The organism is Ruegeria sp. ABM4_193 (assembly GCF_056158705.1).
On record NZ_JBSWTT010000001.1, the window covers coordinates 885,410 to 912,174 of the forward strand.

At 58.8% G+C, this 26,765-nt stretch carries 26 protein-coding genes; 19 read left to right on the top strand and 7 right to left on the bottom strand.

Features of this window, described 5'->3' with window-relative positions; genetic code table 11:
* Positions 1-125 precede the first annotated feature (125 nt).
* Positions 126-1,349 carry a urate hydroxylase PuuD gene (locus ACXADZ_RS04440; protein ID WP_171094284.1) on the bottom strand — a complete coding sequence of 408 codons (1,224 nt, stop codon included), beginning with the start codon at positions 1,347-1,349 and terminating at the stop codon, positions 126-128.
* Positions 1,350-1,445: 96 nt separating this feature from the next.
* On the opposite strand from ACXADZ_RS04440, the gene ACXADZ_RS04445 reads away from it, so the two are divergent.
* Entirely contained in the window at positions 1,446-2,366 is a 921-nt protein-coding gene (locus ACXADZ_RS04445) for a LysR family transcriptional regulator (protein ID WP_475192968.1), read from the top strand.
* Between the two features lie 16 nt (positions 2,367-2,382).
* Here ACXADZ_RS04445 and uraH read toward each other — a convergent pair whose 3' ends face one another.
* The gene (gene uraH / locus ACXADZ_RS04450) at positions 2,383-2,739 is read right to left on the bottom strand and encodes a hydroxyisourate hydrolase (protein ID WP_171094280.1); all 357 of its coding nucleotides are present in this window, start codon (positions 2,737-2,739) and stop codon (positions 2,383-2,385) included.
* A gap of 164 nt (positions 2,740-2,903) precedes the next feature.
* On the opposite strand from uraH, the gene puuE reads away from it, so the two are divergent.
* The 3 genes from puuE to ACXADZ_RS04465 are packed head-to-tail and all read left to right on the top strand — an operon-like array spanning position 2,904 to position 6,298.
* The gene (puuE, locus tag ACXADZ_RS04455; RefSeq protein ID WP_475198480.1) at positions 2,904-4,322 is read left to right on the top strand and encodes an allantoinase PuuE; all 1,419 of its coding nucleotides are present in this window, start codon (positions 2,904-2,906) and stop codon (positions 4,320-4,322) included.
* On the top strand, positions 4,319-4,825 hold the full coding sequence (locus tag ACXADZ_RS04460; RefSeq protein WP_475192974.1) for an ureidoglycolate lyase: 507 nt from the start codon (positions 4,319-4,321) through the stop codon (positions 4,823-4,825). Before puuE ends, ACXADZ_RS04460 begins: the two co-directional genes overlap by 4 nt.
* Positions 4,826-4,867: 42 nt before the next feature.
* A complete protein-coding gene (locus ACXADZ_RS04465; protein WP_171094274.1) occupies positions 4,868-6,298 on the top strand; it encodes a uracil-xanthine permease family protein in 1,431 nt (476 codons plus the stop codon).
* Positions 6,299-6,345: 47 nt separating this feature from the next.
* Here ACXADZ_RS04465 and ACXADZ_RS04470 read toward each other — a convergent pair whose 3' ends face one another.
* The 3 genes from ACXADZ_RS04470 to ACXADZ_RS04480 form a co-directional block, all read right to left on the bottom strand.
* Positions 6,346-7,332, bottom strand: coding sequence for a type I glyceraldehyde-3-phosphate dehydrogenase (locus ACXADZ_RS04470; RefSeq protein ID WP_475192978.1), 987 nt, complete (start codon positions 7,330-7,332; stop codon positions 6,346-6,348).
* Positions 7,333-7,386: 54 nt separating this feature from the next.
* Entirely contained in the window at positions 7,387-7,710 is a 324-nt protein-coding gene (locus tag ACXADZ_RS04475) for a hypothetical protein (protein WP_171669309.1), read from the bottom strand.
* A 117-nt stretch (positions 7,711-7,827) separates the two neighbouring features.
* Positions 7,828-8,655, bottom strand: a complete 828-nt coding sequence (locus ACXADZ_RS04480) for a bifunctional allantoicase/(S)-ureidoglycine aminohydrolase (protein ID WP_475192982.1) — start codon at positions 8,653-8,655, stop codon at positions 7,828-7,830.
* Positions 8,656-8,829: 174 nt separating this feature from the next.
* On the opposite strand from ACXADZ_RS04480, the gene ACXADZ_RS04485 reads away from it, so the two are divergent.
* Positions 8,830-9,186 (top strand): hypothetical protein, encoded by a 357-nt coding sequence (locus ACXADZ_RS04485; protein ID WP_475192986.1) that lies wholly within the window; start codon positions 8,830-8,832, stop codon positions 9,184-9,186.
* 15 nt (positions 9,187-9,201) lie between these two features.
* Here the strand turns inward: ACXADZ_RS04485 and ACXADZ_RS04490 are convergent, their stop codons facing one another.
* Positions 9,202-10,137 carry a 2-hydroxyacid dehydrogenase gene (locus ACXADZ_RS04490; protein ID WP_475192989.1) on the bottom strand — a complete coding sequence of 312 codons (936 nt, stop codon included), beginning with the start codon at positions 10,135-10,137 and terminating at the stop codon, positions 9,202-9,204.
* Positions 10,138-10,268: 131 nt separating this feature from the next.
* Here ACXADZ_RS04490 and ACXADZ_RS04495 point away from each other — a divergent pair, with 131 nt between their 5' ends.
* The 4 genes from ACXADZ_RS04495 (at position 10,269) to ACXADZ_RS04510 (ending at position 14,004) form a co-directional block, all read left to right on the top strand.
* Positions 10,269-11,498, top strand: a complete 1,230-nt coding sequence (locus ACXADZ_RS04495) for an acyl-CoA dehydrogenase family protein (RefSeq protein WP_475198482.1) — start codon at positions 10,269-10,271, stop codon at positions 11,496-11,498.
* Positions 11,499-11,506: 8 nt separating this feature from the next.
* Positions 11,507-12,313: a thioesterase family protein gene (locus ACXADZ_RS04500; RefSeq protein ID WP_475192992.1), complete on the top strand. Its 807-nt coding sequence runs from the start codon at positions 11,507-11,509 to the stop codon at positions 12,311-12,313.
* Between the two features lie 81 nt (positions 12,314-12,394).
* Positions 12,395-13,033 carry a DUF1007 family protein gene (locus tag ACXADZ_RS04505; RefSeq protein WP_254448221.1) on the top strand — a complete coding sequence of 213 codons (639 nt, stop codon included), beginning with the start codon at positions 12,395-12,397 and terminating at the stop codon, positions 13,031-13,033.
* Complete coding sequence (locus ACXADZ_RS04510) at positions 13,018-14,004, top strand: nickel/cobalt transporter (protein ID WP_475192997.1); 987 nt, start codon at positions 13,018-13,020, stop codon at positions 14,002-14,004. Before ACXADZ_RS04505 ends, ACXADZ_RS04510 begins: the two co-directional genes overlap by 16 nt.
* On the opposite strand, the gene truA is transcribed toward ACXADZ_RS04510, so the two are convergent.
* Complete coding sequence (gene truA / locus ACXADZ_RS04515; protein ID WP_475192999.1) at positions 14,001-14,768, bottom strand: tRNA pseudouridine(38-40) synthase TruA; 768 nt, start codon at positions 14,766-14,768, stop codon at positions 14,001-14,003. The genes ACXADZ_RS04510 and truA overlap by 4 nt on opposite strands.
* Positions 14,769-14,875: 107 nt before the next feature.
* On the opposite strand from truA, the gene ACXADZ_RS04520 reads away from it, so the two are divergent.
* The 10 genes from ACXADZ_RS04520 (at position 14,876) to ACXADZ_RS04565 (ending at position 26,762) form a co-directional block, all read left to right on the top strand.
* Entirely contained in the window at positions 14,876-16,291 is a 1,416-nt protein-coding gene (locus tag ACXADZ_RS04520) for a YcjX family GTP-binding protein (RefSeq protein WP_475193001.1), read from the top strand.
* Positions 16,288-16,743, top strand: coding sequence for an N-acetyltransferase family protein (locus ACXADZ_RS04525; protein WP_475193003.1), 456 nt, complete (start codon positions 16,288-16,290; stop codon positions 16,741-16,743). The genes ACXADZ_RS04520 and ACXADZ_RS04525 overlap by 4 nt, the downstream gene beginning before the upstream one ends.
* Positions 16,736-17,725: a YcjF family protein gene (locus ACXADZ_RS04530; RefSeq protein ID WP_475193006.1), complete on the top strand. Its 990-nt coding sequence runs from the start codon at positions 16,736-16,738 to the stop codon at positions 17,723-17,725. The genes ACXADZ_RS04525 and ACXADZ_RS04530 overlap by 8 nt, the downstream gene beginning before the upstream one ends.
* Positions 17,726-17,785: 60 nt before the next feature.
* Complete coding sequence (locus tag ACXADZ_RS04535; protein ID WP_171094246.1) at positions 17,786-18,496, top strand: VIT1/CCC1 transporter family protein; 711 nt, start codon at positions 17,786-17,788, stop codon at positions 18,494-18,496.
* A 76-nt stretch (positions 18,497-18,572) separates the two neighbouring features.
* Positions 18,573-19,274, top strand: coding sequence for an NAD(P)H-binding protein (locus ACXADZ_RS04540; protein ID WP_475193008.1), 702 nt, complete (start codon positions 18,573-18,575; stop codon positions 19,272-19,274).
* A gap of 266 nt (positions 19,275-19,540) precedes the next feature.
* A complete protein-coding gene (locus ACXADZ_RS04545) occupies positions 19,541-19,888 on the top strand; it encodes a DoxX-like family protein (protein ID WP_475198483.1) in 348 nt (115 codons plus the stop codon).
* Positions 19,885-20,367: a DUF2269 family protein gene (locus ACXADZ_RS04550; RefSeq protein ID WP_475193011.1), complete on the top strand. Its 483-nt coding sequence runs from the start codon at positions 19,885-19,887 to the stop codon at positions 20,365-20,367. The genes ACXADZ_RS04545 and ACXADZ_RS04550 overlap by 4 nt, the downstream gene beginning before the upstream one ends.
* Before the next feature lie 79 nt (positions 20,368-20,446).
* Positions 20,447-23,152, top strand: a complete 2,706-nt coding sequence (locus tag ACXADZ_RS04555; protein ID WP_475193014.1) for a DUF2339 domain-containing protein — start codon at positions 20,447-20,449, stop codon at positions 23,150-23,152.
* A gap of 163 nt (positions 23,153-23,315) precedes the next feature.
* Positions 23,316-26,228: an isoleucine--tRNA ligase gene (ileS, locus tag ACXADZ_RS04560; protein WP_475193016.1), complete on the top strand. Its 2,913-nt coding sequence runs from the start codon at positions 23,316-23,318 to the stop codon at positions 26,226-26,228.
* A gap of 78 nt (positions 26,229-26,306) precedes the next feature.
* On the top strand, positions 26,307-26,762 hold the full coding sequence (locus ACXADZ_RS04565) for a methylated-DNA--[protein]-cysteine S-methyltransferase (RefSeq protein WP_475193018.1): 456 nt from the start codon (positions 26,307-26,309) through the stop codon (positions 26,760-26,762).
* Positions 26,763-26,765 lie beyond the last annotated feature (3 nt).

Genomic DNA, 26,765 nt, shown 5'->3' on the forward strand with positions numbered 1-26,765 from the left:
CCCAGTTCCAAATATCATACACCGCGTTTGCCACGGTCCTTTGCATTCAGGTTAGAGCATCTGAATGCGATCTGGGAAAGAGATTATGCGCCTGATGCGAAAATTTAGGGTAAATTGCGTTTGTGCTACAGTCCGGCGTTGCGCACCCATCTGATTATGGCTTGGCGGTCTTCAGGTTCCATATAGGTTACGTTTGCCGGAGGCATCGCATGCGTCACACCAGCCTGCAGATAGATTTGCTGCGCGTTTCGGGCGATATCGGCCTCGGTTTCCAATAGCACACCTTTCGGGGCCCAAAGAATGCCCTCCCAGACCGGCTCGCGCGCGTGACACATCGAGCAGCGCCCAAGAACAATGTCATGGGCGTCTTCGAACCCGTCCGCATCAGCAAATTTCTGTTCATATGGTGTTAGCGGCTGTGCCTCTGCCTCTTCCAGCGGCTGGTACATGGGGGCTGTCGACAGCCACATGATGGCAATGAACAGCAGTGCGGTGGCCAGCCACGTCCAGGTGGGATTGCCAGCCCGGGCATGGCGGGTGTTGAAATAGTGCCGGATGGTCACGCCCATCAGGAAAACCAGCGCAGCGATGATCCAGTTGTATTCCGTCGCGAAAGCCAGCGGGTAATGGTTCGACAGCATCAGGAACAGGACGGGCAATGTCAGGTAGTTGTTGTGGGTTGAGCGCAGCTTGGCGATCTTGCCGTATTTCGGATCCGGCGTGCGCCCATTTTTCAGATCATCCACCACGATGCGTTGATTGGGCATGATGATGAAGAACACGTTTGCCGTCATGATCGTGGCTGTGAACGCGCCCAGATGAAGCATCATCGCACGCCCCGTGAAGATCTGGTTGTACCCCCAACCCATGGCCACCAGCAGCACGAACAGCAAAACCATCAGCAAAGTGGGGCGTTCTCCAAGTCCTGATTTGCACAGGAAATCATAAACAAGCCATCCAACGGTCAGCGAGGCGGCCGAGATCAGAATGCCTTGCCATAGCGCCAGATCAGCCTTTTCCGCATCGATCAGATACAGCTCTCCGCCGACCCAATAAACGATCATCAGCAGCGCGGCACCGCTGAGCCAGGTCGAATAACTTTCCCATTTGAACCAGGTCAGGTGATCCGGCATCCGTTCGGGGGCCACCAGATACTTTTGGATATGGTAGAAGCCGCCGCCATGCACCTGCCATTCCTCGCCATCCGCCGGACCCGGAATATTGCGGTTCAGACCCAGGTCGAGCGCGATGAAATAAAATGAGGATCCGATCCAGGCCATGGCGGTGATCACGTGCAACCAGCGCACGGCAAACGCCATCCAGTCCCAGAACACGGCAAAGTCGTACATTTCAGAGGTCTCCGATTGGTTGCCACCACACTAGGCAAACAGGATTTTCTTCGGTATTCCCGTATATTGTCAAACTGTATCAAAAAAAACGAAAAGATGTCCTATCTCGATAACATCCGCACCTTTGTCAGGGTCTACGATCTGGGCAGCATGTCCGCCGCGGGGCGAGACCTGCGAATTTCTCCGGCTGTGACTTCAGCGCGGATTTCTCAGCTTGAGGATCACTTAGGCGTACGCCTTTTTCAGCGTACGACCCGCAATCTGTCTCCGACCGAGCAAGGCAAAGCGTTTTATCCCGGTGCGGTAGCGGTTCTGGACGCGGTGGATGATGCCGAGGCTAAGGTGACCCATTTGACCGAAGCACCACGTGGATCATTGTTTGCGGCGGCGCCGCTGGGGGTGGGGCGCCGTCTGCTGGCACCGCATGTTCCTGATTTTCTGGCTGCGTACCCAGAAGTAGACGTGCGCTTGCGGCTGACGGACCGATCTGTCGATCTGACAACCGAAGGGCTGGATCTGGCGGTCTTCATTGGTCAACCCGAAGACAGCACCCTGCGCATCCGTAAGATCGCAGATTGTCAGCGGGTGCTTTGTGCCGCCCCCGACTATGTGTCGCGGCGCGGAATGCCATCAACCGGGGCTGATCTGGTCGCCGACAAACATGAATGCCTGAACCTGCGCTTTCCGGGAGCGGCTGAGTTTCAATGGATGCTGGAAACCCCTGAGGGAGCGAAACGTTTTGCGGTGTCGGGTCGGTTTGAATGTGATGACGGAGACGTGTTGACGGATTGGGCTTTGTCAGGGCAAGGGATTGCAATGAAACCCGTTTTTGAGGTCGCTGAACACCTCAAATCCGGGCGTCTTGTTCCGGTTGCAACCGCAACACCACCGGTTTCCGTGCAGATGGCATGTCTTTACACGCACCGGCGACATCAAGACCCGAAGGCGCGTTTGTTCATGGACTTCATGATCGAACGGATCGGAAAAATCGTCCGCAGTGCCGAGCTACCCGCTTAAGCCCCCCGGCTCTCAGTCAGCTTCCGCGATAGGTTGAATAGCCATAGGGCGATAGCAAAAGCGGGACATGGTAATGCGCCTCTGCATCGGACATGCCGAACCGGATGGGTACCTGATCCAGAAACAAGGGATCGTCTCCGTCCTGACCTGTTGCACGCAGGTAATCGCCTGCAAAGAAAATCAGTTCGTAAGTGCCTGTTTTAAATGCGTCCTGCGGCAATATTGGGCTGTCGGTACGGCCATCCGCGTTGGTTTCCATCTCAACCAGTTTTCGATGAGAGTTCCCGGACACACTGTAAAGCGCGATTTTCAGCCCCTCTGCAGGGCAGCCACGTGCGGTATCCAGAACATGGGTTGTCAAATAGCCTGCCACCGATCTCTCCTATCATGTGCCTTTTGATTTTTGACAGTCTGGCGCAAAGTTCGAAACAGTTGAAATGCCGAAAGAACCGGAAACAGCGTTCGGATTGATTTGATAATCAAAGGCTGTGTTCTGGGGTAAGTCTGTTGGAAACAGAAATAGAAATGGACCATACTATGCAGTCGCCGCGTTACCCCCGGGACATGATCGGATACGGAGCACACCCTCCGCAGGCGAAATGGCCGGGCGGGGCCAAGTTGGCCGTTCAGATTGTGCTGAACTATGAAGAGGGTGGCGAAAACTGCGTGCTGCACGGCGATGACGCGTCCGAGGCGTTTTTGTCCGAGATCGTGGGGGCCGCGCAGTGGCCGGGTCAGCGGCACTGGAATATGGAGTCGATCTATGAATACGGCGCACGCGCCGGGTTCTGGCGTTTGCATCGGCTGATGAAGGATCTTCCGATCACGGTTTATGGCGTGGCCACATCTCTGGCGCGGTCGCCCGATCAGGTGGCGGCGATGAAGTCCGCTGGTTGGGAAATTGCCAGCCACGGCCTCAAATGGGTCGAACACAAGGATATGGCCCCGGAAGAAGAACGTGCACAAATAGCCGAGGCCATACGTCTGCACACAGAAGTTGTCGGTGAACGCCCGCGCGGCTGGTACACGGGGCGCTGTTCCGAAAACACAGTGCGTCTGGTCGCGGAAGAGAGCGGGTTTGCCTATGTCGCAGACACCTATGCGGACGACCTTCCCTATTGGATGCAGACCGGAGGGCGGGATCAGTTGATCGTGCCTTACACGCTGGATTGCAACGACATGCGTTTTGCCACTCCGCAGGGGTTCAATTCGGGTGATCAGTTCTTCGCGTACCTGAAAGACAGTTTTGACGCACTGTACGCTGAGGGTGAGGCGGGCGTTCCCAAGATGCTCTCGATCGGTTTGCATTGCCGCCTGATTGGCCGACCGGGGCGTGTGATGGCGCTGAAACGGTTCTTGGACTATGCACGGGGATTTGCCGATGTCTGGTTCGCAACGCGATTGCAAATCGCGCAACATTGGGCAACCACCCATCCGCCGGTGCATCGCGTGCGTCCGTCACAGATGGACCGCACCGCGTTTGTCGAGGCATTTGGCGGTATTTTTGAGCATTCGGCCTGGATTGCTGAACGCGCCTTTGATCTGGAGCTGGGCCCGGCACATGACACTGCTGGTGGGCTGCACAACGCGTTGACGCGCATGTTCCGTTCGGCTTCAGAAGACGAGCGTTTGGGCGTTCTGACCGCACATCCGGATTTGGCGGGTAAGCTGGCGCAGGCCAAACGGCTGACACAGGAAAGCACGTCAGAGCAAGCCTCGGCCGGGTTGGACGCGCTGACCGATGCCGAGCGCGAGACGTTTACTGATCTGAACCAGCGCTACACGCAGACCTTCGGGTTCCCCTTCATAATTGCGGTACGGGACCATAACAAAGCGTCGATCCTCGAAGCCTTCCAGCGACGTATTGAACAGGATCGCACGACGGAATTTGCCGAAGCCTGCCGTCAGGTTGAACGGATCGCCGAGTTCCGGTTGCGGGATGTATTGCCCGCATGACCCGGCAGATCGTGACAGAAATAATCTCGGCAGACGCATTTGCCCCATTTGGAGATTTGATCGAGGCGTCTGGGCCGCCCGACAAGATCATCAACCAGGAGCAATGCGGGCGGTTTCATGACCGCGCGCAGTTGGATTTTTCTGATGGCCGGGCTGGGCTGAGCCTGTTCAATGCCAACCCCCGTTCACTGCCCTACACGCTTGAGATGGTCGAGCGCCATCCTGACGGCAGTCAGGCTTTCATTCCCATGACGTATCAGCCTTTTCTGGTGATCGTCGCGACCGACAATGTCGGGGAACCGGGCGTCCCGCGCGCGTTCATAACCAAGCCGGGCCAGATGGTGAATTACCACCGCGGAACGTGGCATGGCGTTCTGACACCTCTGCGTGGCCCGGGTCTGTTTGCGGTGGTGGACAGGATCGGCACCGGCTCAAATCTGGAAGAACACTGGTTCGACACACCCTATGAGGTGGTGCCGAAACCCAATGAAGCCGCGGGATAAGCGGCAATACCCCCGTGAACTCTGACTGAGAGGACAGTGCCCATGGCCGAAACTTCAATTGGAACACCCGAACAACTTCGGGATCCGAATTTCACACCCGCGCTGCACAAGGCGATTCCACTGGGTATTCAGCACGTTCTGGCGATGTTCGTCTCAAACGTGACACCTGCAATCATTGTCGCAGGTGCGGCTGGGTTTGGGTTTGGTTCGAACTCGCCCGATTTCCCAGAGCTTTTGTACTTGATCCAGATGTCGATGCTGTTCGCTGGCGTGGCAACGTTGTTGCAGACGGTCACTCTGGGTCCGGTTGGGGCTGCGTTGCCGATTGTTCAGGGGACAAGTTTCGCCTTTCTGCCAATTATGATCCCACTTGTGGCGGGTAAAGGGGTCGACGGGTTGGCAGCTTTGTTCGGGGGTGTGATCATCGGTGGTGTGTTCCATGCCTGTCTGGGGGCTGTCATCGGGAAGATACGTTTCGCTTTGCCACCACTTGTGACCGGTCTTGTAGTCACGATGATCGGTCTGGCGTTGGTCAAAGTTGGTATCCAGTACGCTGCCGGAGGAGTTCCGGCAATCGGTACGCCAGAATACGGGTCAATGCTGAACTGGTCAGCAGCGATGGTCGTTGTTGTTGTAACGCTTGCGTTGAAATTCTTCGCCAGGGGCATGCTTTCAGTTTCAGCTGTCCTGATTGGTCTGGCGGTTGGATACCTTTATGCATTGATGGTCGGGATGGTGACCTTTGAAGCGATTGGTACAAGCTGGGGTCGCGCTTCGGCGTTTGCACTGCCTGTTCCGTTCAAATACGGGTTTGAATTCTCATTTGCCGCCGTGATCGGTTTCTGCCTCATGGCCTTTGTCTCGGCCATCGAAACCGTAGGCGACGTTTCGGGTGTGACTAAGGGTGGTGCAGGACGTGAGGCAACGGATGAAGAGATTGCCGGTGCAACCTATGCTGACGGTTTCGGTTCGGCACTGGCCGGTGTGTTTGGTGGCTTGCCCAACACGTCCTTCAGTCAGAATGTCGGTTTGATCGCGATGACAGGCGTGATGAGCCGCCATGTCGTGACCATTGGTGCCTTGTTCCTGATCCTGTGCGGGTTGGTTCCCAAGGTGGGGGCAATCATCCGGACCATTCCAATTGAGGTGTTGGGCGGGGGCGTCATCGTCATGTTCGGGATGGTTGTGGCGGCGGGTATTTCGATGCTGTCTGACGTCGACTGGAACCGTCGCAATATGGTGATTTTTGCAATCTCGCTTTCCATCGGATTCGGGTTGCAGCTTGAACCCGACGCGGTTCAGCATCTGCCGGACACGTTGGGTATTCTGATGAAAAGTGGTCTTCTGCCAGCAGCGGTTATTGCGATCGTGCTCAACCTCATCCTGCCGGAAGAATTGACTGACGAAGCCACCGAAGAAGTATCGGGTGGAATGTCCGGGCATGGTGCAGGCAGCTTGCCTGGACATAAGTAACCTGTTCCCCGCCGGATCACGTGCCATCCGTCAGGGCCGCGATCCGGCTACTCCGTCGCCATAAGGCGGGCGACGTCCAGCATCCGGGCTGAAAAGCCCCATTCATTGTCGTACCAGCCGAAGATCCGAACCTGATTTTCCCCGACCATGCGGGTTTCCGGCCCGGCGATGACCAATGACTCCGGGCGGGCGCGCAAGTCGGACGAGACCAGCGGCACATCTGTCCAGCCAAGCACGGGCGAGGCAGAAACGGCCTCTTTCAGCGCTTGGTCAAAAGCACTTATGCTGAGGCCCCGCTCAAGTGTCACGATTAGGTCCACGGCGGAAACACTGGCCGTCGGCACACGGACAGCCGCGCCGGAAATGCGTCCGGCCAGATGCGGCAGGACCACATCGATCAGATGCATGGCGCTTGACGTCGTGGGGACCATTGACAGCGCACCGGCCCGCGAACGGGCAAGGTCGCCGCGCGGCGCGTCCACCATCGGTTGGCTATTGGTATAGCAGTGAATGGTGGTCATATGCCCAGAGGCGATGCCTGCGATGTCGTCGATCATCTTGACCAGCGGTGCCAACCCGTTGGTGGTGCACGAGGCGTTGGATACAATCCTCGCGCTGCCCAGTTGATCCTCATTTGCGCCTAGAACAATGGTCACATCCGCTGCAGGCGAAGGGCCAGATATCAGCACCTTGCCCGCGCCCGCGGTAAGACCGCGACGCGCAACGTCAGAGCTGCGGGCAATGCCGGTGCAGTCCAGCATCACGTCGACACCCGACAGATCAACGCGGGTCAGATCGGCACTGTGGGTCATGGGAATCGTCCGCCCATCCACAATCAGCGCGGCATCCCCTTCGGACACATCGCCGGGGTAGGGGCCGAACGTGCTGTCGTATTTGAAGAGGTAAGCGCATGTTTCCAGCGGTGCGATGTCATTGATCAGCACCAGCTCGATATCTGACCCTTCCGGCAGGGCCAGAACCTGCCGCAGGATCGTACGGCCGATGCGGCCGAATCCGTTAATCGCGAGTTTCATGCGCAAGCTATGGCAGGCCGTTCAGGCGACCTCAATGCCTTAACTGACGTATTGTCAGTTGCAGCTGACCTGCGAGAAGAACTGGCCCGAGATGTTCTGATACATGCTGGCCACAATGGGTTTGCACCCGGTTGCCTGCTGAATGGCGGCGATGGCCTGAAGGGTGCGCAGACGTGGTGGGGGGCCAAACGGGTTGAGATTGTTGTTGTCACGCGTGGCGCGGTACACAACCGGCGCGTCCGAGACTTGCGTCACTGCCCAGGTGCGGCTCATGACAAATACGGATTTGGTCTCTTCCTTGGCGGAAAGGGGCGAGGTGAAAAGGGTCGCAGATGCGGCGAGTGCGGCAATGGCCAGCAGGGCAGGGCGCAGTTTCATGGAACAATCTCCAATGCTTAAAATCAGAATTTGCTTGGATTTCAGCAAATTCCGGCGCGCGTGTGAAGCCCCGAAGCCACAAAATCACGGCACACCTTTGCGAACCACATGATTACCTTAGGGCAAAGACAAGGGCATGTGCCGATTGACGTCTTTGTACAGCAGATACCGGAACCGCCCCGGACCACCCGCATAACAGGCTTGCGGGCAGAAGGCGCGTAACCACATGTAATCGCCCGCTTCGACCTCGACCCAGTCCTGATTGAGGCGATAGACGGCTTTGCCTTCCAGCACGTAAAGCCCGTGCTCCATCACATGGGTTTCGGCAAATGGTATGACCCCGCCGGGTTCGAAATTGACGATATTGACGTGCATGTCATGGCGCAGGTCCTGAGGGTCGGCAAACCGCGTGGTCGACCAGCGGCCCTGTGTTCCCGGCATTTCCACCGGTGTCACGTCTCGCTCGTTGGTTATGATCGGATCGGGCAAAGGCAGCCCGGGCACCGCCTGATAGGCTTTGCGGACCCAATGGAACCGGGCGACTGCGTCACCCGTGTTCTGCAATGTCCAGTCGCTTCCCGGTGGAATATAGGCATAACCCCCTGTTTCCAATACATTTTTTTCGGCATTCAGGGTTAAGGTGACAGTCCCCTCGACCACAAAGAGAACGGCCTGGGCCTGCGCTTCGGTTTCAGGCTGGTCGCTGCCACCGCCGGGTTGTACCTCCATGATGTATTGTGAGAACGTTTCGGCAAATCCACTGAGCGGACGCGACAGAACCCACAGGCGCGTGCCTTCCCAGAAAGGCAGGGAGCTAGTGACGATGTCGCGCATCGTGCCTTTGGGGATGACCGCATAAGCGTCCGTGAACATAGCGCGGTCAGTCAACAGTTGGTCCTGACCGGGATGGCCCCCGGTCGGGGCGAAATAGGTTGGGTTGGTCATCATGAGCCTCGGGGTCGTTTGTACGGCACTATGAGCGCAAAGACCGGGCGCAGATAGGTCCACCGGCGCGATAGGTTTGTTCGGGATAATTTGAAGGTCGACGTCAGGGGCTTGGCCCTGCAGCGGCAGCGGTATATCCTTGGACACAAATGATTTCAGTTCTGTGAGGCCGCTATGAAAGCCCAGTTTTTGCCCGCAATCGCCGCTTGTGGCGTTCTTTTCATGACCGGTTTGGCAGTCGCCAAGCCACTGTCGCGAATCATTGCAGAAATGGGCTTGTCGCCTGCGGATTTCGAAGTCGTCAATGCAACCGCGAACACGATGCTGACCAGCGGTACGCCATCTGTTGGTCAGGAGCGGGCCTGGAAAAACGACGACACCGGATCGAAGGGCACGATCCGGGTGCAAGATGTGCAGGGCAACTGCGTCAGCCTGCAGCATGTCGTTCAGCCGGAAGGCGGGGATCAGAGTCGCGAGATCAGAACCCGCCGGTGCAACGACGGCAATGGCAACTGGATTCTCACGCCCTGATCTGCGGTACGGGCCTCAATAGCCCTGAGCCCGATCCACCTCATGCAGCAAGGGCGCGCCAGAGTTGAGCCGTTTAAAGTTCTCGGCAACATCTGAAAGCGCGTCACCCAGATGCCAGCCCGAGACGTGCGGTGTGATCGTCACGCCGGGATGGGCCCATAACGGGCTGTCCTGTGGCAGTGGTTCCACTGATGTAACGTCCAGCACGGCGTGACCTGGTGTGCCTTTATCCAGCGCTTCGATCAGGGCGGCTTCGTCAATCAGATCCCCGCGCCCGGCGTTCAGCAATTGGCTGCCGGGTTTCATCGTGGCCAGTGTTTTTGCGTCGAACAAACCAACGGTCTGTGGTGTCGAAGGCAAAATCGCACATACATGATCGCATTGCCCCAAAAGATCAGGCAGGGTGTCTTGCCCATGCAGGCAAGTCACACCTTCTATGGACTTCGGTGTACGGCTCCAGCCCATAACCTGAAACCCGACGGCCCGCAGCATCAGGGCGGTACGGGCCCCGATATGACCCAGCCCCAGAACGCCAACGCGTGTGTCAGGTGTAAAGATCGGCTCTCGCGGCGACCATTCCGCCCGGGATTGGGCGGCCTCGTGGAACGCCATGTGTCGTTGGTCGCGCAGGATGTATGCCACAAACCACTCGGCAATGCCCTGTGCAGGGGCATCCGGTTTCAGGCGCGCGATGCGGACATGGGCCGGAAGGTCGGGGTGGCTGACAATGGTTTCCACGCCCGCCCCCAACTTCTGAACCAGTTTCAGATTGGGCAGTCGCGCGGGATGGTCGCTTTGCATGCCGACCAGCGCGAGCATAGTGATGTCTTCAGGGTTCCCAAGCGTTTGGGGCGTGCGGATATCTGCATCAGGCGCTGCGGCCTTCAATTTGGCAGCAATTTCTTCATCGCCTATCCAATCGGACAACCCGGTTTCGATCAACAACGCCATGCGCGGCTCCTGCGTAGAATTTGGTGTGGTGACGTCCCGTCACTGTGGTGGACAGGCTCGGGGCAGTTAAGCCATCCTTGCAGCAAAAGTATAGCCCGGTTCCGACGCCTGAGGAGGATGCTTCCGTGAACATGTCATTTACCCTGCGCGAGGAAAACCGCGTTCTTCTGGAACGTGTTTCGGAAATGATCCGGGATGAGATCATGCCGCTGGAGGAAGAATACCACGCCGAAATCAACAATGGCGACCGCTGGCAGTACACACAGCGCCAAGCCGAAATTCTTGAAGGGCTGAAGGCCAAGGCCAAGGCAGCAGGGCTGTGGAATTTCTGGCTGACCGACAGCGACAAGGGGTTTGGCCTGACCACCGTGGAATACGCCTTTTTCGCCGAAGAAATGGGCAAGACCCCCCTAGGGGCCGAAGTGTTCAACTGCTCGGCCCCGGATACCGGCAACATGGAAGTTTTCGAACGCTACGGTTCCGCGAAGATGAAGGAACAATGGCTGAAACCACTGCTCGAAGGTGAAATCCGATCTGCTTATCTGATGACCGAACCTGACGTGGCCTCGTCTGACGCAACCAATGTGTCGATGTCCTGTGTGCGGGATGGGGATGACTATGTCCTCAATGGTGAAAAATGGTGGTCTTCGGGCGCGGGCGACCCGCGATGCAAGGTTTATATCGTCATGGTCAAAACCGGCGGCGATGAACAACCCAAACACAAGCGTCAGTCGATGATTGTGGTGCCTGCGGATGCAGAAGGGATCGAAGTTCTGCGCCCCATGCAGGTCTATGGCCACGATGATGCACCTCACGGCCACATGCATATCCGGTTCACCAACGTTCGCGTTCCGGCCGAAAACATCCTGCTGGGCGAAGGGCGCGGGTTCGAGATTGCGCAAGGTCGCCTTGGGCCGGGCCGCATCCACCACTGTATGCGCGCCATCGGGCAGGCCGAAAGTGCGCTGGAGCAGATGTGCAAACGATCGCTGCAACGCGAGGCTTTCGGCAAGAAACTGGCGCAGCTTGGGGCCAATTACGACATCATTGCCGAATGCCGGATGGAGATCGAAATGGCCCGACTGCTGTGCCTGAAAGCCGCTTGGTACATGGATCAGGGCGACGCGCGGGCTGCGGCACCGTGGATCAGCCAGATCAAGGTCGTCGCACCACAAGTTGCACTGAAGGTGATCGACGAAGCAGTGCAGATGTTCGGTGCACAGGGCATCAGTCAGGACACACCGCTTGCGACGGCCTGGACCCATGTGCGGACCCTGCGATTGGCCGATGGGCCTGATGCGGTGCATCGCCGTCAGGTGGCACGGGCCGAGCTAAAGAAATATACGCAAGAAAAGATCTGAGGGGGCCTATGGCAGCAGCGCTCGATTTCGCCGACAAAGCCTATTTTAGTCAACGAGAAGACGGGGCATTTGTCGGCTACGATCCCGCACGTGGCCCGTGGTCTGCTGATCACTGCCATGCGGGGCCTGTGAGTGGTCTGATCGTGCGGGCGGCGGAAACCGAAGTCGGCTCGGAAAAGATGCTGACTCGTCTGACTGTCGACCTGTTACGCCCTTTACCGCTGGCCGGTTTGCGGGTTGCGGCAGAAACAACCCGCCACACCAAGACGTTGGCGACCACGCGCGTTACGGTTCACGATTTGAACGACGCGCTATGTGCCACGGCCTCGACCATGCATCTGGTGCGTCGCGATCTTGGACCGGTTGCAAATGTTGAAAGCACTGCCCCCCGGATCGAGGATGCCGTCGACGGCCCGTTTCCAATTGGCGAGATTCGCCACGAGTTGCCCGGTTTTGCCCATTACAGCGATATTCGGTACCCGAAAGGCGGCAGGCAGGGGGCCGGACCCAAAACGGTTTGGATGCGGACACCGCGACTTTTGCAGGGTGAGGTACAATCGCCCATTCAGGCCCTGTGTCCGTTGGCAGATTGCGGCAATGGCATCTCATGGAACGCGCCAACCTCGGAAATGGGATTCATGAATACCGACCTGACAGTGAACATCCATCGAGAGCCGGTTTCCGATTGGTTGGCCTCAGACTCTGTCTCGCATTGGCAGCCGTCAGGTATCGGGATGTCACAGTCGGTGTTGTATGACACGCAAGGTCCGGTTGGAACCGCATTGCAAACACTGGTTTTGTTCCCGCCCGGCTGACACTCGGCCGGTTTTTGCATCCTGACTATAAAAGCCGTTGCCGCCGCAGATCGGCAGACCTATCTTGCAATCATGCGTTGGATGCTTGCCGCTATAACCTGTTGCCTGCCTATCCCGGCCTTGGCTCACCCGCACGTCTTTATCGACACTGGGCTTGAGTTCATCGTGGATGAAAGTGGTAACTTGACTCATGTCCGAGTGACCTGGGCCTATGATGAGCTGTTTTCCTTACTGCAACTAGAAGACATGCGGCTGGATCAGGACGGTGATGGCGCGCTGACCGAAGGCGAAGAAGCGATCCTTACCGGGTTCGATGCGCAATGGATCGAAGGGTATAACGGCGATCTGGTTGTTACGGCCGGAGGAGTGCAAGTTGACCTTTCGGGCCCGATGTCTCCTCATGCCACAACCGAAGATGGCCGCATCGTCACAACGCATCTGCGCGCGGTCGAAGGGGGTTCAGTGCCCGCCAGCGCCTTGTCGGCGAAGGCGTTCGATGAGACCTATTACACAGCCTACGAAGTGACACGCCCTGTCATCGTCACAGGCCCCGCTACCTGCCAGATGGAACGTTTCGATCCGGATATTGACGGTCAATTGGCCCAGATGCAGGCGTTTCTGCTAACGCTGGATGCAGATTACGACCTTGAGGAAAACGACATTCCTCTGGTCGGAGAGAACTTTGCCACCGAGATTCGCATTTCATGTCCCGCTACCTGATAGTTCCGGTTGCCCTTGCCTGTGGACTGCTGCTTTGGTTCTGGGGCAGTGGCGGGTTTGACTCTCTTGCAGCCTGGGCGGCGGGTGAGCAACGCGAGTTTCAGAACCAGATCGCCCGCTCGCTGCGCGCCGCACGCGCCGAGCAGCCGCAGGCCGTTGCCACGCTGCTGACCGTATGTTTTGCCTATGGCTTCTTTCATGCCATCGGCCCGGGTCACGGTAAGGTTCTGATCGGCGGGTACGGGCTGGGTCGGCGCGTGGCTTTCTGGCGGCTGTCAGCGATCAGCGTGCTGTCCAGCCTGGGACAGGCCGTAACGGCCATCGTTCTGGTCTATGCCGGGGTATTGGTGTTTCAGATGTCCCGCCAAAGCCTTGTCGGCGCGACCGAGCAGGTCATGGCCCCCATAAGCTATGGCGCGATTGCTTTGATCGGGTTGTGGCTGGTGTTCCGTGCTTTGCGCAGTTTTGCGCGGCGGCAAAAAAGCCAACCGGCGCATGATCATGACCATGCTCACGATCACCACGCCAACGCGCACCAACACGATCACGACCATCATCATGACCACCACGATCATGCGCATCACCATCACCATGATGACGGTGTCTGCTCGGATTGTGGCCATCGGCATGGACCAACGGCGGAAGAGGTCGCAAATGTGGGCACACTGCGCGAGGCTATGATCCTGATCGCTGGTATTGCCGCGCGGCCCTGTACGGGTGCTTTGTTCGTGCTGATCCTGACCTGGCAGATGGGCATCGCAATGGTTGGTGTCGCCGGGGCTTTTGCTATGGCGCTGGGCACGGCTACAGTCACAACGCTGGTCGGCTGGACATCTTTCGGCCTGCGCGGTGGGTTGTTGGCTTCAGCCTCGGCCACACGCTTTGCGTCCGTGCTGGCCCCAACCATCGAACTGGTCGCGGGGCTTGTCATTGCAGTGATTGCCGGTGGTCTGCTGATGCGCGCGATTTAGTCGAAAACCGGTTTAGGGTAACCGACCCGCGCCAGATACAGCCCCTGCGGCGGGCAGACCGGCCCACAAGCCGCACGGTCAGCAGCGTTCAACGCGTCGCGCACATCCTCGGGCGTCCAGGCACCGGCGCCGACACGTTCCAAAGTGCCCACGAAACTGCGGACCTGGTTGTGCAGGAAAGATCGGGCGCGCACGTGGAAATGGATCTCGGGGCCGGAAAAACCCGGAACCTGCTCGACCCGCAGCTCATCCAGAGTTTTAACAGGGCTCGCCGCTTGACAGATCGAAGACCGGAACGTGGTGAAATCATGCCGTCCCAGCAGCATGTTTGCCCCGTCCTGTATCGCATCAACATCCAACTGATGGTTGATCTGCCAGACCTGCCCCCGGTCATGCGTTGCCGGGGCGCGGCGCATCAGGATGCGGAACAGATATTGCCGTTCAACCGCTGAAAAGCGTGCATGCCAATCCTCATCGACCCGAGCGGCCTTCACAATCGCCACAGGCTGCGGTTTGAGGTGATAGTTCAGTGCCTCGGACAGGCGGAACGGGTCCCATTCCTTGGCCATGTCGCAATGGGCAACCTGACCAAGCGCGTGAACCCCGGCATCGGTGCGACCTGCGGCGGCGATTGTATGCGCACCCGGCTGAATACGCGACAGAGCCTCTTCAATGGCCCCCTGAACGGACGGCTGATCCTTTTGCCGCTGCCATCCGGCAAACGGTTCCCCTTGGTATTCGACTTTTAACGCATATCTGGGCATGCGCCGCTGGTAACGCGCGAGGCCGGAACGGGCAAGGGGGCGAAAGCGCTGGTATGTGCCGCACCCTCTACCTATCTTGGGTAAAACGATAATTGCGGGGCGACAGTTTGGTCATCTCATCACTGGCAGACAGTCTTGTGCGTGGCGTCGAAACCATCGGCGATACCGTGTCCGAGACGTTTTTCGAGCCGGTCATCCGTCTGGGTGTCACCGGGTTGGCGCGATCGGGCAAGACGGTTTTCATCACCTCGCTGGTGGCCAACCTGTTGGACCGGGGCCGCATGACCGGCCTGACCGCGCAGCAGGAGGGACGGATCAACGCCGCTTATCTGCAACCACAGCCGGACGATACGGTGCCCCGGTTCGACTATGAAAGCCACCTGTCCGCTCTGACCGGACCCACGCCACATTGGCCCGACAGCACCCGCGCTGTGTCCGAACTGCGTTTGTCGTTCAAGGCGCGCCCTTCAGGGATACTTGCCGGGTTGCAGGGGCCGCGAACAGTGCATTTGGACATCGTGGACTATCCCGGTGAGTGGCTGCTGGATCTGGCTTTGCTGGACAAATCTTACGAAGATTGGTCGCAAGAGACACTGACGCGCATCGAGATCCGTGCCGAGGCAGCCGAGTATCTGGCGCAGGTCAAGGCCACAGACCCGTCTGGTGCGCATGACGAGCCGACGGCGCAAGCTCTGGCGTCATCGTTCACGGCTTATCTCAATCAGGCGCGTGAAGCTGGTTTTTATGACTGCACCCCGGGGCGTTTCTTGTTGCCGGGTGATCTGGCGGGCTCACCGGTTTTGACCTTTGCGCCTTTGGCTGTGTCCGGACCGTCGCGCCGCAAAACTCTTCAGCGTGAGATGGAGCGGCGATTTGAGGCTTATAAGTCTCAGGTGGTGAAACCCTTTTTTCGCGACCACTTTTCGCGCATCGACCGGCAGGTGGTTTTGGTCGACGCACTGGGCGCGATCCACAAAGGCCCGCAGGCGGTTGAGGATATGCGCCGCGCGATGGCCGATATTTTGTCGGCCTTTCGCCCCGGTCGGAATGCGTGGCTCAGCCAGTTACTGTTGGGCAAGCGGGTCGAACGCATCCTGTTTGCGGCGACTAAAGCCGACCATTTGCACCACACACAACATCCCCGCATGACGGCGATCATCGAAGCGTTGACACGCGAGGCACGAGACCGCGCGAATTTCGCGGGGGCGCAAACGGCAGCTCTGTCCCTGGCCTCGCTGCGCGCCACGACCGAAGAAATGCGCCAGCACAATGGGGTGGAGCTGCCATGTGTAAGGGGCACTCTGTTGGACAGCGGGAAACAGGCTGCGTTCTATCCCGGCGAATTGCCTGAAGACCCAGCGCATCTTTTGGGTCCGGCGCGAAATGGGGCGCACAGTTGGTTGGATGAAGATTATGGGTTCATGGCATTTGCCCCTGCGCATCTGACCCTGAAACCCGGCGACGGGCCGCCGCATATCCGTTTGGATCGCGCAGCTCAGTTCCTGATCGGAGACAGGTTGTGACCGTTATCTTGCGCCCTGCACGTACCACAGATGCTGGTACCATGGGGACAATCCTGCACGGTTTCACCGTGGAAAATGACTGGATGCCAAATCTGCACAGTTGCGCTGAAACCATCGCCTTTTGCGGTAAAATGATCGATCAGGATTGGGTAACTGTTGCGGAAAGTGACGTGGGCGTGGTCGGGTTTCTGGCGCTCAACGGTACCGAAATCCATTCGCTTTATCTGGACGCGCAGGCGCGAAGGCGGGGGATCGGGCGGCAATTGCTGGATCACGCGAAATCGCGACAAACCCGGCTTAGCTTGTATGCGTTTCAGGCCAACACAGGGGCTTGTGAATTTTATGAGCGCAACGGCTTTGCCGAAGCAGCGCGCAGCGATGGCGCGGATAATGACGAAAACCTGCCGGATATTAAATTTGTCTGGCATAGCAAAGGTATGACCCATGGCTAAAGGCCCGGTTCTGATCGATCTTGAAGCGGATGATCCCGCCGCTGATGTTGCGCAGGCCCCTCCGGTGCCAGATGTGGCGCAGCCTCAAGGGCAAGCGATGCAGAGCGCTGCGATGCTTGCCGCCCGAAAACCATCCGTCTTGGCGCGTTGGTTTTGGGGGCTGGCCTTGGCTGTTGTTGGCGCGGCAATCTCTGTTGCAGCTTGGGATTTTGCAACTTCACTGGTGGCGCGGATGCCGGTTCTGGGGTGGGTCGTAGTTGGCCTGCTGGCGGCATTGGTGCTGGTTGGATTGATCATTGCAATCCGCGAATTGGCAGCTTTGGGGCGGTTGTCGCGGGTCGATGGAATGCGCCGCGCGGCGGATACGGCCTTGACGGATGCCGATCTGGCACAGGCCCGTGTTGTCACCAATCGTCTGATCACCTTTTACAAAGGCCGGGAAGAGACCCGCTGGGGCCGCGACCGACTGGCAGAGCGTATGGCGGATCAATTTGATGCCTCGGCTTTGCTGAGCCTTGCCGAAGATGAGCTGCTGGCTCCGCTAGACGAGGCGGCCAGCCGAGAAGTTGAGGCTGCGGCCCGGCAGGTCGCAACCGTGACCGCCTTAGTCCCATTGGCCTTGGCAGATGTTGTGACAGCGCTGGCCGCATCGCTTCGGATGATCCGCCGGGTCGCGGAAATCTACAGCGGTCGGGCCGGTACCCTCGGCAGTTGGCGCCTGACACGTGCCGTGTTTGTTCATCTTGTGGCCACAGGCGCGGTCGCCGTCGGCGACGATCTGCTGGAGCCTGTACTGGGCGGATCCGTCCTCAGCAAACTGTCCCGCCGGTTCGGAGAGGGGTTGGTCAACGGGGCGCTAAGCGCACGTGTGGGCGTGGCCGCGATGGAGGTTTGCCGCCCGCTGCCATTCTCAGAACGGCACAAACCGTCAACGCGCGGCATCATCAAACGCGCCTTGCAGGGCCTGTTTTCCAAGGGTTGATCCAAAGCAAAGCGTCATAGCCCACCCTTCGTCACACTAGGAGTGTCGGAGGAGCCAGCCATGACGGATCACGGTCACAGCCCGCAGGAAATCGCCGAACGGATCAATGCACCGCCTGGTCGTGGAGTGTTGCGCGATGTTGTCTATGGCGGCATCGACGGGTCTGTTACCACCTTTGCCATCGTGGCAGGGGTCGCAGGGGCAGGGCTTTCCCCGTTTGTGATCGTTGCGTTGGGTTTGGCGAATGTGCTGGCTGACGGGTTTTCCATGGCTGCTGGCAATTACTCGGGCACCAAGGCGGAACTGGACAACATTCGGCGCATCCGCGCGGTCGAAGAACGCCACATCGCGCTTTACCCGGATGGTGAGCGGGAGGAAGTGCGCGAGATCCTTGCGCAAAAGGGGTTGTCGGGCGACGTTTTGACCGAAGCCACGGCCGAGATCACCTCGAGCCACGAAAACTGGATCAACCTGATGATCGAAGGAGAGTATGGGTTGGGCAGTGTTGACCCGCATCCGTTGAAGGCGGCGCTGGCCACATTCTTTGCCTTCCTGGTGGCAGGGATGATCCCCCTGCTGCCCTTTCTGGCTTCGGTTCCGAACGCATTTGCGATGTCCGCCTGGATGACCATGGGGGTCTTTTTTGCGATAGGAGCGCTTAAAAGTCGTTGGTCTCTGTCCCCATGGTGGCGGTCAGGGATAGAGACGCTGTTGATCGGAGGGCTGGCTGCGCTGATCGCGTATCTGGTCGGGTCACTGTTCCATCCTTAATTGTCGCAGCGCGGCTGTGGCGGCTGGCCAATATGTAGCACTTGGGTAGAGTGGCAAAAAACGGGTGCGAAAACCGATGCCACGTCTCTCTTTATCTGAACAACACGTATTGGTTCTGGGCGCTTACGGCTTCATTGGCGCGGCAGTCACGCGTGCGTTGCAAGCCGAAGGTGCCTCGGTTCAAGGCGCGGTACGCGACCTTGCGCAAGGGGCACGGATTTTACCGGGTGTTCCGCTCAAGCAGGCTGACATGCGCGATCTTCTTCACACCCAAGATTGGCTGGGTCTGTTGGAAAACGTCGATGTCGTAGTGAAATGCGCCGGTGCATTGCAGGACAATGCCGAAGACGATCTGGAAACCGTGCACCACACAGCGATCGCGGCCCTGGCCAACGCTTGCGCAGATCAGAAGATCAGTATTGTCCAGATTTCCGCCATCGGTGCGGAACCTGCAGCAAGCACGCATTTCCTGCGCACCAAAGCGGCCGGAGATCAGGCTCTGCGTGCGTCGGGCGTTCCGCTTTGGGTGCTGAAGCCCGGGCTTGTCATCGGACAGACGGATTATGGCGGCACAGCACTGCTGCGCATGTTGGCCGCTGTGCCTTGGTTCAACCCTTGGCCTATCCCAATACGCCAGTGCAGTGCGTGGGGATGCCTGACCTTTGCGCCACGGTCGTCGATGCCATTGCGGGGGATTTGCCGCAAGGCACGTATGACCTTGTCGAGGACAGCCCGCACAGCCTGTCGGACGTGGTGCGCGGAACCCGGCAATGGCTAGGGTTTCCTGCGGCGCGTTTCTCAGTAAGTTTACCGCCGGTTATGACCAAAGCCGTTGCAGCGTTAGCCGATGGTTTGGCCTGGTTTGGCTGGCGATCACCTCTGCGCAGCACGGCGATGACGGTCATGGCGGACGGCGTGATCGGAGATCCCGCGCCTTACAGGGCTGCCTCGGGGCGCGGGTTTTCACCTTTGCCCGACATCTACGCATCGCTTCCCTGTGCCCGGGAACACCGCCTTACCGCACGAATGACGCTGTTGATGCCGATGGTTGTTGCAACGCTCAGCCTGTTCTGGGTTCTGTCGGGCCTGTTCGGGTTGTCGGGCCTGTCCAAAGCCTCGGGCGTACTGACGGGAGCTGGTTGGTCAGCGCCTGCGGCCACGGTTGCCGTCGTTTTCTTGTCTCTGGTCGACATCGTATTGGGGTTGGCCATCCTATGGCGTAAATGGGCTGTGCGGGCCTGTTTGGCTCAGTTTGGCGTGGCCGGAATCTACATGACTGCCGCCACAATCACGTCACCGGAATTGTGGACCGACCCGTTGGGCCCACTGGTGAAAATCCTGCCCGCGATGGTCTTATCCCTTGTCGCGTTGCCCATGTTGGCAAGTCGATGACGGACCCTGATCTGATCCTGCGCTGGTTGCACGTCATTGGCGCCTGTGTCCTGCTGGGGACCGGAGCAGGGATTGCCTTTTTCATGCTCATGGCACATCGCAGCAATGATCCGAAAATCGTCGCGCACACGGCGGGTGTCGTCGCGCTGGCCGACCTTTTGTTCACGACAACAGCAGTCATCCTGCAACCCATTACTGGCACTCTGTTGGCTTGGCGTATTGGGTGGTCGTTAAGCGAAGTATGGATTGCATTGTCCCTGGTGCTTTACGTGTTGACCGGTCTTTTCTGGTTGCCGGTGGTTTGGGTGCAACTTCGAATGCGGGATTATGCCAGAACAGCGGCAGAGCAGGGGTCGTCTTTGCCGCAAGACTATTACCGTTTGTTTCGGTTTTGGTTCGCGTGTGGCGTGCCTGCCTTTCTTGCGGTGTTGGTCATCCTGTGGTTGATGATCGCGCGCCCGGCGATTTCTGTGTTTTAGGAAGGTCTGCAGCTTTCCTGACTGTTATTGGCCATCGCCCCAAGATAGCCTTGCCGCGAGACTTAGATTGGAGATTGCTTTGGAATCGCTACTTGTTCTTGTCGGCCTGATTGTTCTGGCAATCCCGGTCACGCTGGTCGCGCTGATGGTCGGACAAACCCGATTGCGCCGCCGAGTGGCAGAGCTGGAGGCGCGGATTTCGAATCTCTCGGCAGGTGACAACGTGGGTTCTGAAACCCACGAGGTAAAGGAGCCTGATCTACAGACAGACGTTGCAAAAGAAGCGCGCAGACCCGGCCCGTGGGCCGCGCCGAAACGGCAGAAAGAAGATACTCCTGTTGAAGAGGCGGAGGTGCCTTCTCCTGCCGTCGTATTCAATTCTGACCGGTTTACCGAGCTGGGCGCTTGGTTACGCGAAAACTGGTTCTATGTGGTCTCAGCCTTGTCGCTGGCGTTGGCCGGGATTTTCCTTGTGCAATACGGTGTTGAAAACGGATTGCTGCCTCCGGCGGCCCGCGTATTCGCGGCACTTGGGTTCGGGGCACTTCTGATCGTTGCGGGTGAAGTTCTGCGCCGGAAGTTCGGAGATGATGAGGATGCGTCCACAGCCTATTTGCCTTCCGTCTTTTCCGGGGCCGGGCTTGTTACCCTTTTCGGGGCAATTCTGGCCGCGCGCCAATTGTACAACCTGATTGGTGCCGAAGCGGCGCTGGCAGGGATGGTTGCCGTCGCTCTGATTGGTATTGTACTGGGTTGGTTTCATGGCCCCTTGTTGGCGGCGGTCGGATTGGTCGGAGCATTCGCGGCCCCCTTCATGGTCGGTGGTTCGTCCGAGGATCCTTCGTGGCTTTATGCCTATTTCCTGCTGGTTGCCGTTTTGGGGCTTGGTATCGACACGGTTCGGCGTTGGGCGTGGGTGTCTGTTCTGACCGTGTTTGGGGCCTATTCGGCGAACCTGCTGCTGGTGGCAGGCGCGCCGAACACAGAACCGAGTTATCTGGTCGCTGCTTTGATACTGGCGGTTTTGGTGATGGCTATTCCCGCGCGTCGCATATGGCCGGATCACGCGGGCCCCATGATCTCTCAAATGATCCGCCATCCAAAGTCCCACCCTTGGCCTGACTTTCCAACCAGACTGGCGGCAGGCGCCGTTGCAGTCAGTTCGGCGATCTTGTCCTGGCATTGGGCGGATTCGGCGGCAGAGTTCTGGCTGGGTGTCACCTTGTTGACCGTCCTTGTGCTGGCCCTGTTGCTTTGGGCCAAGGATGCGCCCGCGCTTCAGGATTTGACCGTCCTGCCGGCGGTTGGGCTTGTATTCTATGTCTTGTCGCATGGGCTTGATCAGGGCGCGGTTCTTCGTGACTTTGCTGTCACTTATGCGGAAGCGGTTGAGGCCGACTATCCAATGGTCGTCACGGTGTTGGTCGCGTTGGGAGCTTTGATCTCAATCCTGATGGCATGGCGGTCTGCACAGGCAAGCCAGTTTCGCGCGATCTGGGCCGGAGGGGCCGCTCTGTTTGCCCCGGCAATGGCGATCGGGCTGGAGGTCGGCTGGCATCCAGCTTCTGTAATTGGCGCATACCCCTGGGCATTACACGCTGTGGCGCTGGCCGTCCTTATGGTGGTTCTTGCGGAACGTTTTGCCCGTGTCGACGGAGAGGATCGGATGCGTGCTGCGCTGGCCACTTTGTCTGCGCTGTCTTGTCTGGTCTTTGCCTGCGTCATCGTGCTCAGCGCGGCGGCGCTGACGGTGGCGCTGGTGGCAAGCGTCGTGGTGGCGGCGGCTCTGGACCGCAGGTTCGCTTTGCCCCCGATGAGCTGGTTCATATGGGCCGGTGTCTTCACCGTCACCGTTCGACTGGTGCTTGATCCGGGGCTGGACTGGGCAAACACGGCTCCGGTGCCCGAGATGACATTGGTATACGGTGCGGCCACGATTGGCTTTGTCGTCGGTTGGTGGATGTTGCGCCCTTTGCAGCGCCCTGTGGCGTCGTTGTTGCTGGAGAGCGCAGCCTGGGCGACGGTGGGGATGCTGCTTTCCCTGTTGTTGTTGCGCTGGCTTGAAGGGTTTGGCGAAGGTGGTGCCTATAGCAGCCACTGGGGGCTGGGGTTGTTGGCGGTTATCTGGCTGCTGCTGGCCTTTGCTCAGGTGCAGCGGTTCGAGCTGGGCGGAAAACTGAATTTTGTTCGCTATCTGCTCGCGGCATTTTTCGCCGCACATGGCGTGTTCCGGCTTGTCGAGTTGTTGGCCGAGCAAAACCCATTGGCAAACCAGTTCTCCGATCCGGTTTTGGGCCCGCCCGTTTTGAACACACTTGCCGTGGCCTACTTGTTGCCTGCCGTGGTCATCGGGTTTTCCGCACGTCGTATTCGGTCGATGCACTTGAAATTGCGGCTGGTCTGTTATGGCTTTGCCGGAGCGCTCGCCGCGTTTTGGCTGGCCCTGACGATCCGTCATTTCTGGAAGGGGGCCAAAGGAATGCATGTCGGCAGTGGCGTCACCCAGCCCGAGCTTTATACCTATACCATGGCCCTGCTGTTGATGGGGGCTGCGCTGTTCTATCAGTCGCTGGCGCGCGGGTCCGACCTGATGCGCAAGGCCGGGCTGCTGGTAATCGGGTTGGCTGTGGCCAAGGTCTTTCTGATCGACATCGCAGGACTGGGCGGGTTGATCCGGGTCTTCTCGCTGCTGGCGCTTGGCCTTGCGCTGGCTGGTCTGGCATGGCTGAACCGCTGGGCCAAACTGCGCCATTCGCCGCATGGGGCAGAACCTCTGGACCATTAGGCGCGGGCGTCTTATAAGCCCGCCATGCATGACCGTTTGGCCATCATTATTCGAATTATATCCCCGGCGCTCTGACCCTCTGAGACGCCGGGCAAAGGTGTTTGAGAACTCGCACCGACCGCTTCGATCCTAGTACGACCAGATCATCCAAAGGACGCCCCCAATGTGCGCCGACACGATCCAGACACCTGATTACAAAGACACGCTGAACCTGCCCAAAACCGACTTCCCCATGCGCGCTGGCCTGCCCAAGCGCGAACCCGCATGGCTGGAGCGCTGGGAAACCATCGGCGTCTATGACCGCCTGCGCGAGAAACAAGGCCGCACACCCTTTACCCTGCACGATGGCCCTCCTTACGCGAACGGCCACCTGCATATCGGCCACGCGCTGAATAAGACCATCAAGGACATGATCGTGCGCAGCCATCAGATGATGGGTTTTGACGCGCGTTACGTGCCCGGCTGGGACTGCCACGGCCTGCCGATCGAATGGAAGATCGAAGAACAATACCGCAAGAAGGGCAAGAACAAGGACGAGGTGAACATCGTCGATTTCCGTCAGGAATGCCGCAAGTTCGCCGAGGGCTGGATCGATATCCAGCGCGAAGAGTTCAAGCGCCTGGGCATCACTGGTAACTGGCCTGATCCCTACATCACCATGGACTATCACGCCGAGGCTGTGATCGCGGATGAGTTCATGAAGTTCCTGATGAACGGCACGCTTTATCAGGGTTCGAAACCCGTGATGTGGTCACCCATCGAAAAAACCGCTCTGGCCGAGGCCGAGGTCGAGTATCACGACAAGGAAAGCTTCACCATCTGGGTGAAGTTCAAGGTTGTGAATGCAGGTGATCTGGATGACGCATTTGTCGTGATCTGGACAACGACCCCATGGACCATGCCGTCGAACAAGGCAGTCGTTTACGGCAAAGACATCTCTTACGGCCTGTACGAAGTCACCGGCGCGCCCGAGGAATGCTGGGCCAAGGTAGGCGACAAGTTCCTGCTGGCCGACAACCTGGCCGCTGACGTTCTGGGTCGCGCGCGTCTGAACGACGACCAGTGGACCCGCGTTCGTGACGTGACCGCAGATGAGTTGGAAGGCGTTCAACTGACCCACCCGCTGGCCGGAGCCGAAGGCGGCAATGGCGAATGGGACGACATCCGCGATTTCCGCGCTGCTGAGTTCGTGACTGATACCGAAGGGACCGGCTTCGTTCACTGCGCGCCGTCGCACGGGATGGAAGAATTCGAGCTGTATCGTGACTTGGGGATGCTCGAGCAGGTCATCACTTATAACGTGATGGACGACGGTAGCTTCCGCGCTGATCTGCCCTTCTTTGGCGGCAAGTACATCCTGTCGCGCAAGGGCGGCGAGGGTGACGCGAACAAGGCGGTGATCGACAAGCTGGTCGAGGTCGGCGGGCTTCTGGCGCGTGGCAAGATCAAGCACAGCTATCCCCATTCGTGGCGCTCGAAAGCTCCGATCATCTACCGCAACACTCCGCAGTGGTTTGCGTCCGTCGACCGCAAGCTGGACGACGGCATGGGCGAGATGGGCGACACGATCCGCGAACGCGCCCTGCGATCCATCGACGAACTGGTGAAATGGACGCCGCAGACCGGACGCAACCGCCTCTATTCGATGATCGAAGCCCGCCCGGACTGGGTTCTGTCCCGTCAGCGCGCCTGGGGCGTGCCGCTGACCTGCTTCACCAAGAAGGGCGCTTTGCCCACCGACGCGGATTACCTGCTGCGCAACGCGGACCTGAACGCGCGCATCAAGGCGGCGTTCGAGAAGGATGGCGCTGACGTCTGGTACACCGACGGCTTCAAAGAAAAGATCCTCGACGGCATCGCCAACCCGGATGACTACGATCAGGTGTTCGACGTGCTGGATGTTTGGTTCGACTCGGGCTCGACCCACGCCTTCGTTCTGCGTGACCGCGAGGACGGGACCGAGGACGGCATCGCCGACGTCTACATGGAAGGCACCGACCAGCACCGCGGGTGGTTCCATTCGTCCATGCTGCAGGCCTGCGGCACCAAGGGTCGCGCGCCCTATCGGAACGTTGTCACCCACGGCTTCACGCTGGATGCCAAGGGCAACAAGATGTCCAAATCGCTGGGCAACACGATTGTGCCGGAAGAGGTCGTCAAGCAATACGGTGCCGATATCCTGCGTCTGTGGGTGGCCCAAACCGACTATACTGCCGACCAGCGGATCGGGCCTGAGATCCTGAAAGGCACTGCCGACAGCTATCGTCGCCTGCGCAATACCATGCGGTTCATGCTGGGCTCACTGGCTGATTTCACTGAGGCCGACCGCGTCGCGCCCGAAGATATGCCGCGATTGGAACGCTGGGTCCTCAGCCGTCTGGCCGAACTGGATGAGCAGGTGCGCAAAGGCTACGCGTCCTTCGACTTTCAGGGCGTGTTCAGCGCCGTGTTCACGTTCGCCACAGTTGATCTGTCGTCTTTCTACTTCGACGTCCGCAAAGATGCCCTGTACTGCGATGGCGACAGCCTGCGCCGTCGTGCGTCGCGCACTGTTCTGGACATTCTGTTCCACCGCCTGACCACATGGCTGGCTCCGGTTCTGGTGTTCACCATGGAAGAGGTGTGGCTGGAACGCTTCCCTGGCGATGACAGCTCGGTCCATCTGGTGGATTTCCCGGACACACCTGCCGACTGGCGCAATGACGAGTTGGAAGCCAGCATGGCCAAAGTACGTCGCGTCCGCCGCGCCGTGACCGCCGCGCTCGAGGTTCAACGTCAGGACAAAGTGATTGGTTCCAGCCTTGAGGCTGCGCCGATCGTGCATGTCGAAGATCAGGAAACCCGCGATCTTCTGGAGACGTTCGATGTAGATGACATGTGCATCACTTCGGGCTTGACCGTCTCGGGCGATCCGGCCCCGGCCGAGGCGTTCCGCGTCCCAGAGATTGAAGGCGTTGGTGTTGTCTTCGAAAAAGCCGAAGGCGAAAAATGTCAGCGGTGCTGGAAAATCCTGCCCGACGTGGGTCGCCACACCCATCCGGGTGTGTGCAGCCGCTGTAACGACGCGCTTGGTTAACACTTACCCCCAGCCCATCGGCTGGGGGTTTTTCTTTCCCTGCTTGCAACAGCTTTGGTGATCTGAAACGCTGCGCCTATGCCGATGATTGCCGTAGAAACCCAATTTGGATGTCTGGGTGCCGAAGAAATAGACGGAGCCCTCACGCGTCTGGTCTGGGATGGCCGGGATGTGGGAGAGCCGACGGATCTGTTGCGTGAAGCCGCCGCGCAATTGAAAGCGTATGACGCCGGGCAACTGGACCGGTTTGACCTTCCTTACCGCGTCGTAGGATCTGACTTCCAGCGACAGGTCTGCGATCTGATGTATGCGATTCCTCTGGGCGAAACGCGTACTTACGGAGATATCGCCAAAGAGCTTGGGCAGCCCGCGCAACCTGTAGGGCAGGCTTGCGGTGCAAACCCCATTCCGGTGATCATTCCCTGCCACAGGGTGCTCTCAGCAAACGGTCTTGGTGGCTTTTCTGGGGCCGGCGGGGTCGAAACCAAGGTGGCCCTGTTGCGCCATGAGAGGGCCGCCGGGCTTTTGATCTGACCT

Excerpts from the sequence above, each read along its gene's own strand:
- ACXADZ_RS04540 (WP_475193008.1), top strand. The coding sequence starts at position 18,573 with ATGCCACGTCTCTCTTTATCTGAACAACACGTATTGGTTCTGGGCGCT.
- ACXADZ_RS04465 (WP_171094274.1), top strand. The coding sequence starts at position 4,868 with ATGGCCGAAACTTCAATTGGAACACCCGAACAACTTCGGGATCCGAAT.
- ACXADZ_RS04500 (WP_475192992.1), top strand. The coding sequence starts at position 11,507 with ATGGCAGCAGCGCTCGATTTCGCCGACAAAGCCTATTTTAGTCAACGA.
- ACXADZ_RS04460 (WP_475192974.1), top strand. The coding sequence starts at position 4,319 with ATGACCCGGCAGATCGTGACAGAAATAATCTCGGCAGACGCATTTGCC.
- ACXADZ_RS04470 (WP_475192978.1), bottom strand. The coding sequence starts at position 7,332 with ATGAAACTCGCGATTAACGGATTCGGCCGCATCGGCCGTACGATCCTG.
- ACXADZ_RS04495 (WP_475198482.1), top strand. The coding sequence starts at position 10,269 with ATGTCATTTACCCTGCGCGAGGAAAACCGCGTTCTTCTGGAACGTGTT.
- ACXADZ_RS04550 (WP_475193011.1), top strand. The coding sequence starts at position 19,885 with ATGACGGACCCTGATCTGATCCTGCGCTGGTTGCACGTCATTGGCGCC.
- ACXADZ_RS04545 (WP_475198483.1), top strand. The coding sequence starts at position 19,541 with ATGGTTGTTGCAACGCTCAGCCTGTTCTGGGTTCTGTCGGGCCTGTTC.
- ACXADZ_RS04480 (WP_475192982.1), bottom strand. The coding sequence starts at position 8,655 with ATGACCAACCCAACCTATTTCGCCCCGACCGGGGGCCATCCCGGTCAG.
- ACXADZ_RS04445 (WP_475192968.1), top strand. The coding sequence starts at position 1,446 with ATGTCCTATCTCGATAACATCCGCACCTTTGTCAGGGTCTACGATCTG.
- ACXADZ_RS04530 (WP_475193006.1), top strand. The coding sequence starts at position 16,736 with ATGGCTAAAGGCCCGGTTCTGATCGATCTTGAAGCGGATGATCCCGCC.
- ACXADZ_RS04485 (WP_475192986.1), top strand. The coding sequence starts at position 8,830 with ATGAAAGCCCAGTTTTTGCCCGCAATCGCCGCTTGTGGCGTTCTTTTC.
- truA (WP_475192999.1), bottom strand. The coding sequence starts at position 14,768 with ATGCCCAGATATGCGTTAAAAGTCGAATACCAAGGGGAACCGTTTGCC.
- ACXADZ_RS04510 (WP_475192997.1), top strand. The coding sequence starts at position 13,018 with ATGTCCCGCTACCTGATAGTTCCGGTTGCCCTTGCCTGTGGACTGCTG.
- ACXADZ_RS04475 (WP_171669309.1), bottom strand. The coding sequence starts at position 7,710 with ATGAAACTGCGCCCTGCCCTGCTGGCCATTGCCGCACTCGCCGCATCT.
- ACXADZ_RS04490 (WP_475192989.1), bottom strand. The coding sequence starts at position 10,137 with ATGGCGTTGTTGATCGAAACCGGGTTGTCCGATTGGATAGGCGATGAA.
- puuE (WP_475198480.1), top strand. The coding sequence starts at position 2,904 with ATGCAGTCGCCGCGTTACCCCCGGGACATGATCGGATACGGAGCACAC.
- ileS (WP_475193016.1), top strand. The coding sequence starts at position 23,316 with ATGTGCGCCGACACGATCCAGACACCTGATTACAAAGACACGCTGAAC.
- ACXADZ_RS04505 (WP_254448221.1), top strand. The coding sequence starts at position 12,395 with ATGCTTGCCGCTATAACCTGTTGCCTGCCTATCCCGGCCTTGGCTCAC.
- ACXADZ_RS04565 (WP_475193018.1), top strand. The coding sequence starts at position 26,307 with ATGCCGATGATTGCCGTAGAAACCCAATTTGGATGTCTGGGTGCCGAA.
- ACXADZ_RS04440 (WP_171094284.1), bottom strand. The coding sequence starts at position 1,349 with ATGTACGACTTTGCCGTGTTCTGGGACTGGATGGCGTTTGCCGTGCGC.
- ACXADZ_RS04535 (WP_171094246.1), top strand. The coding sequence starts at position 17,786 with ATGACGGATCACGGTCACAGCCCGCAGGAAATCGCCGAACGGATCAAT.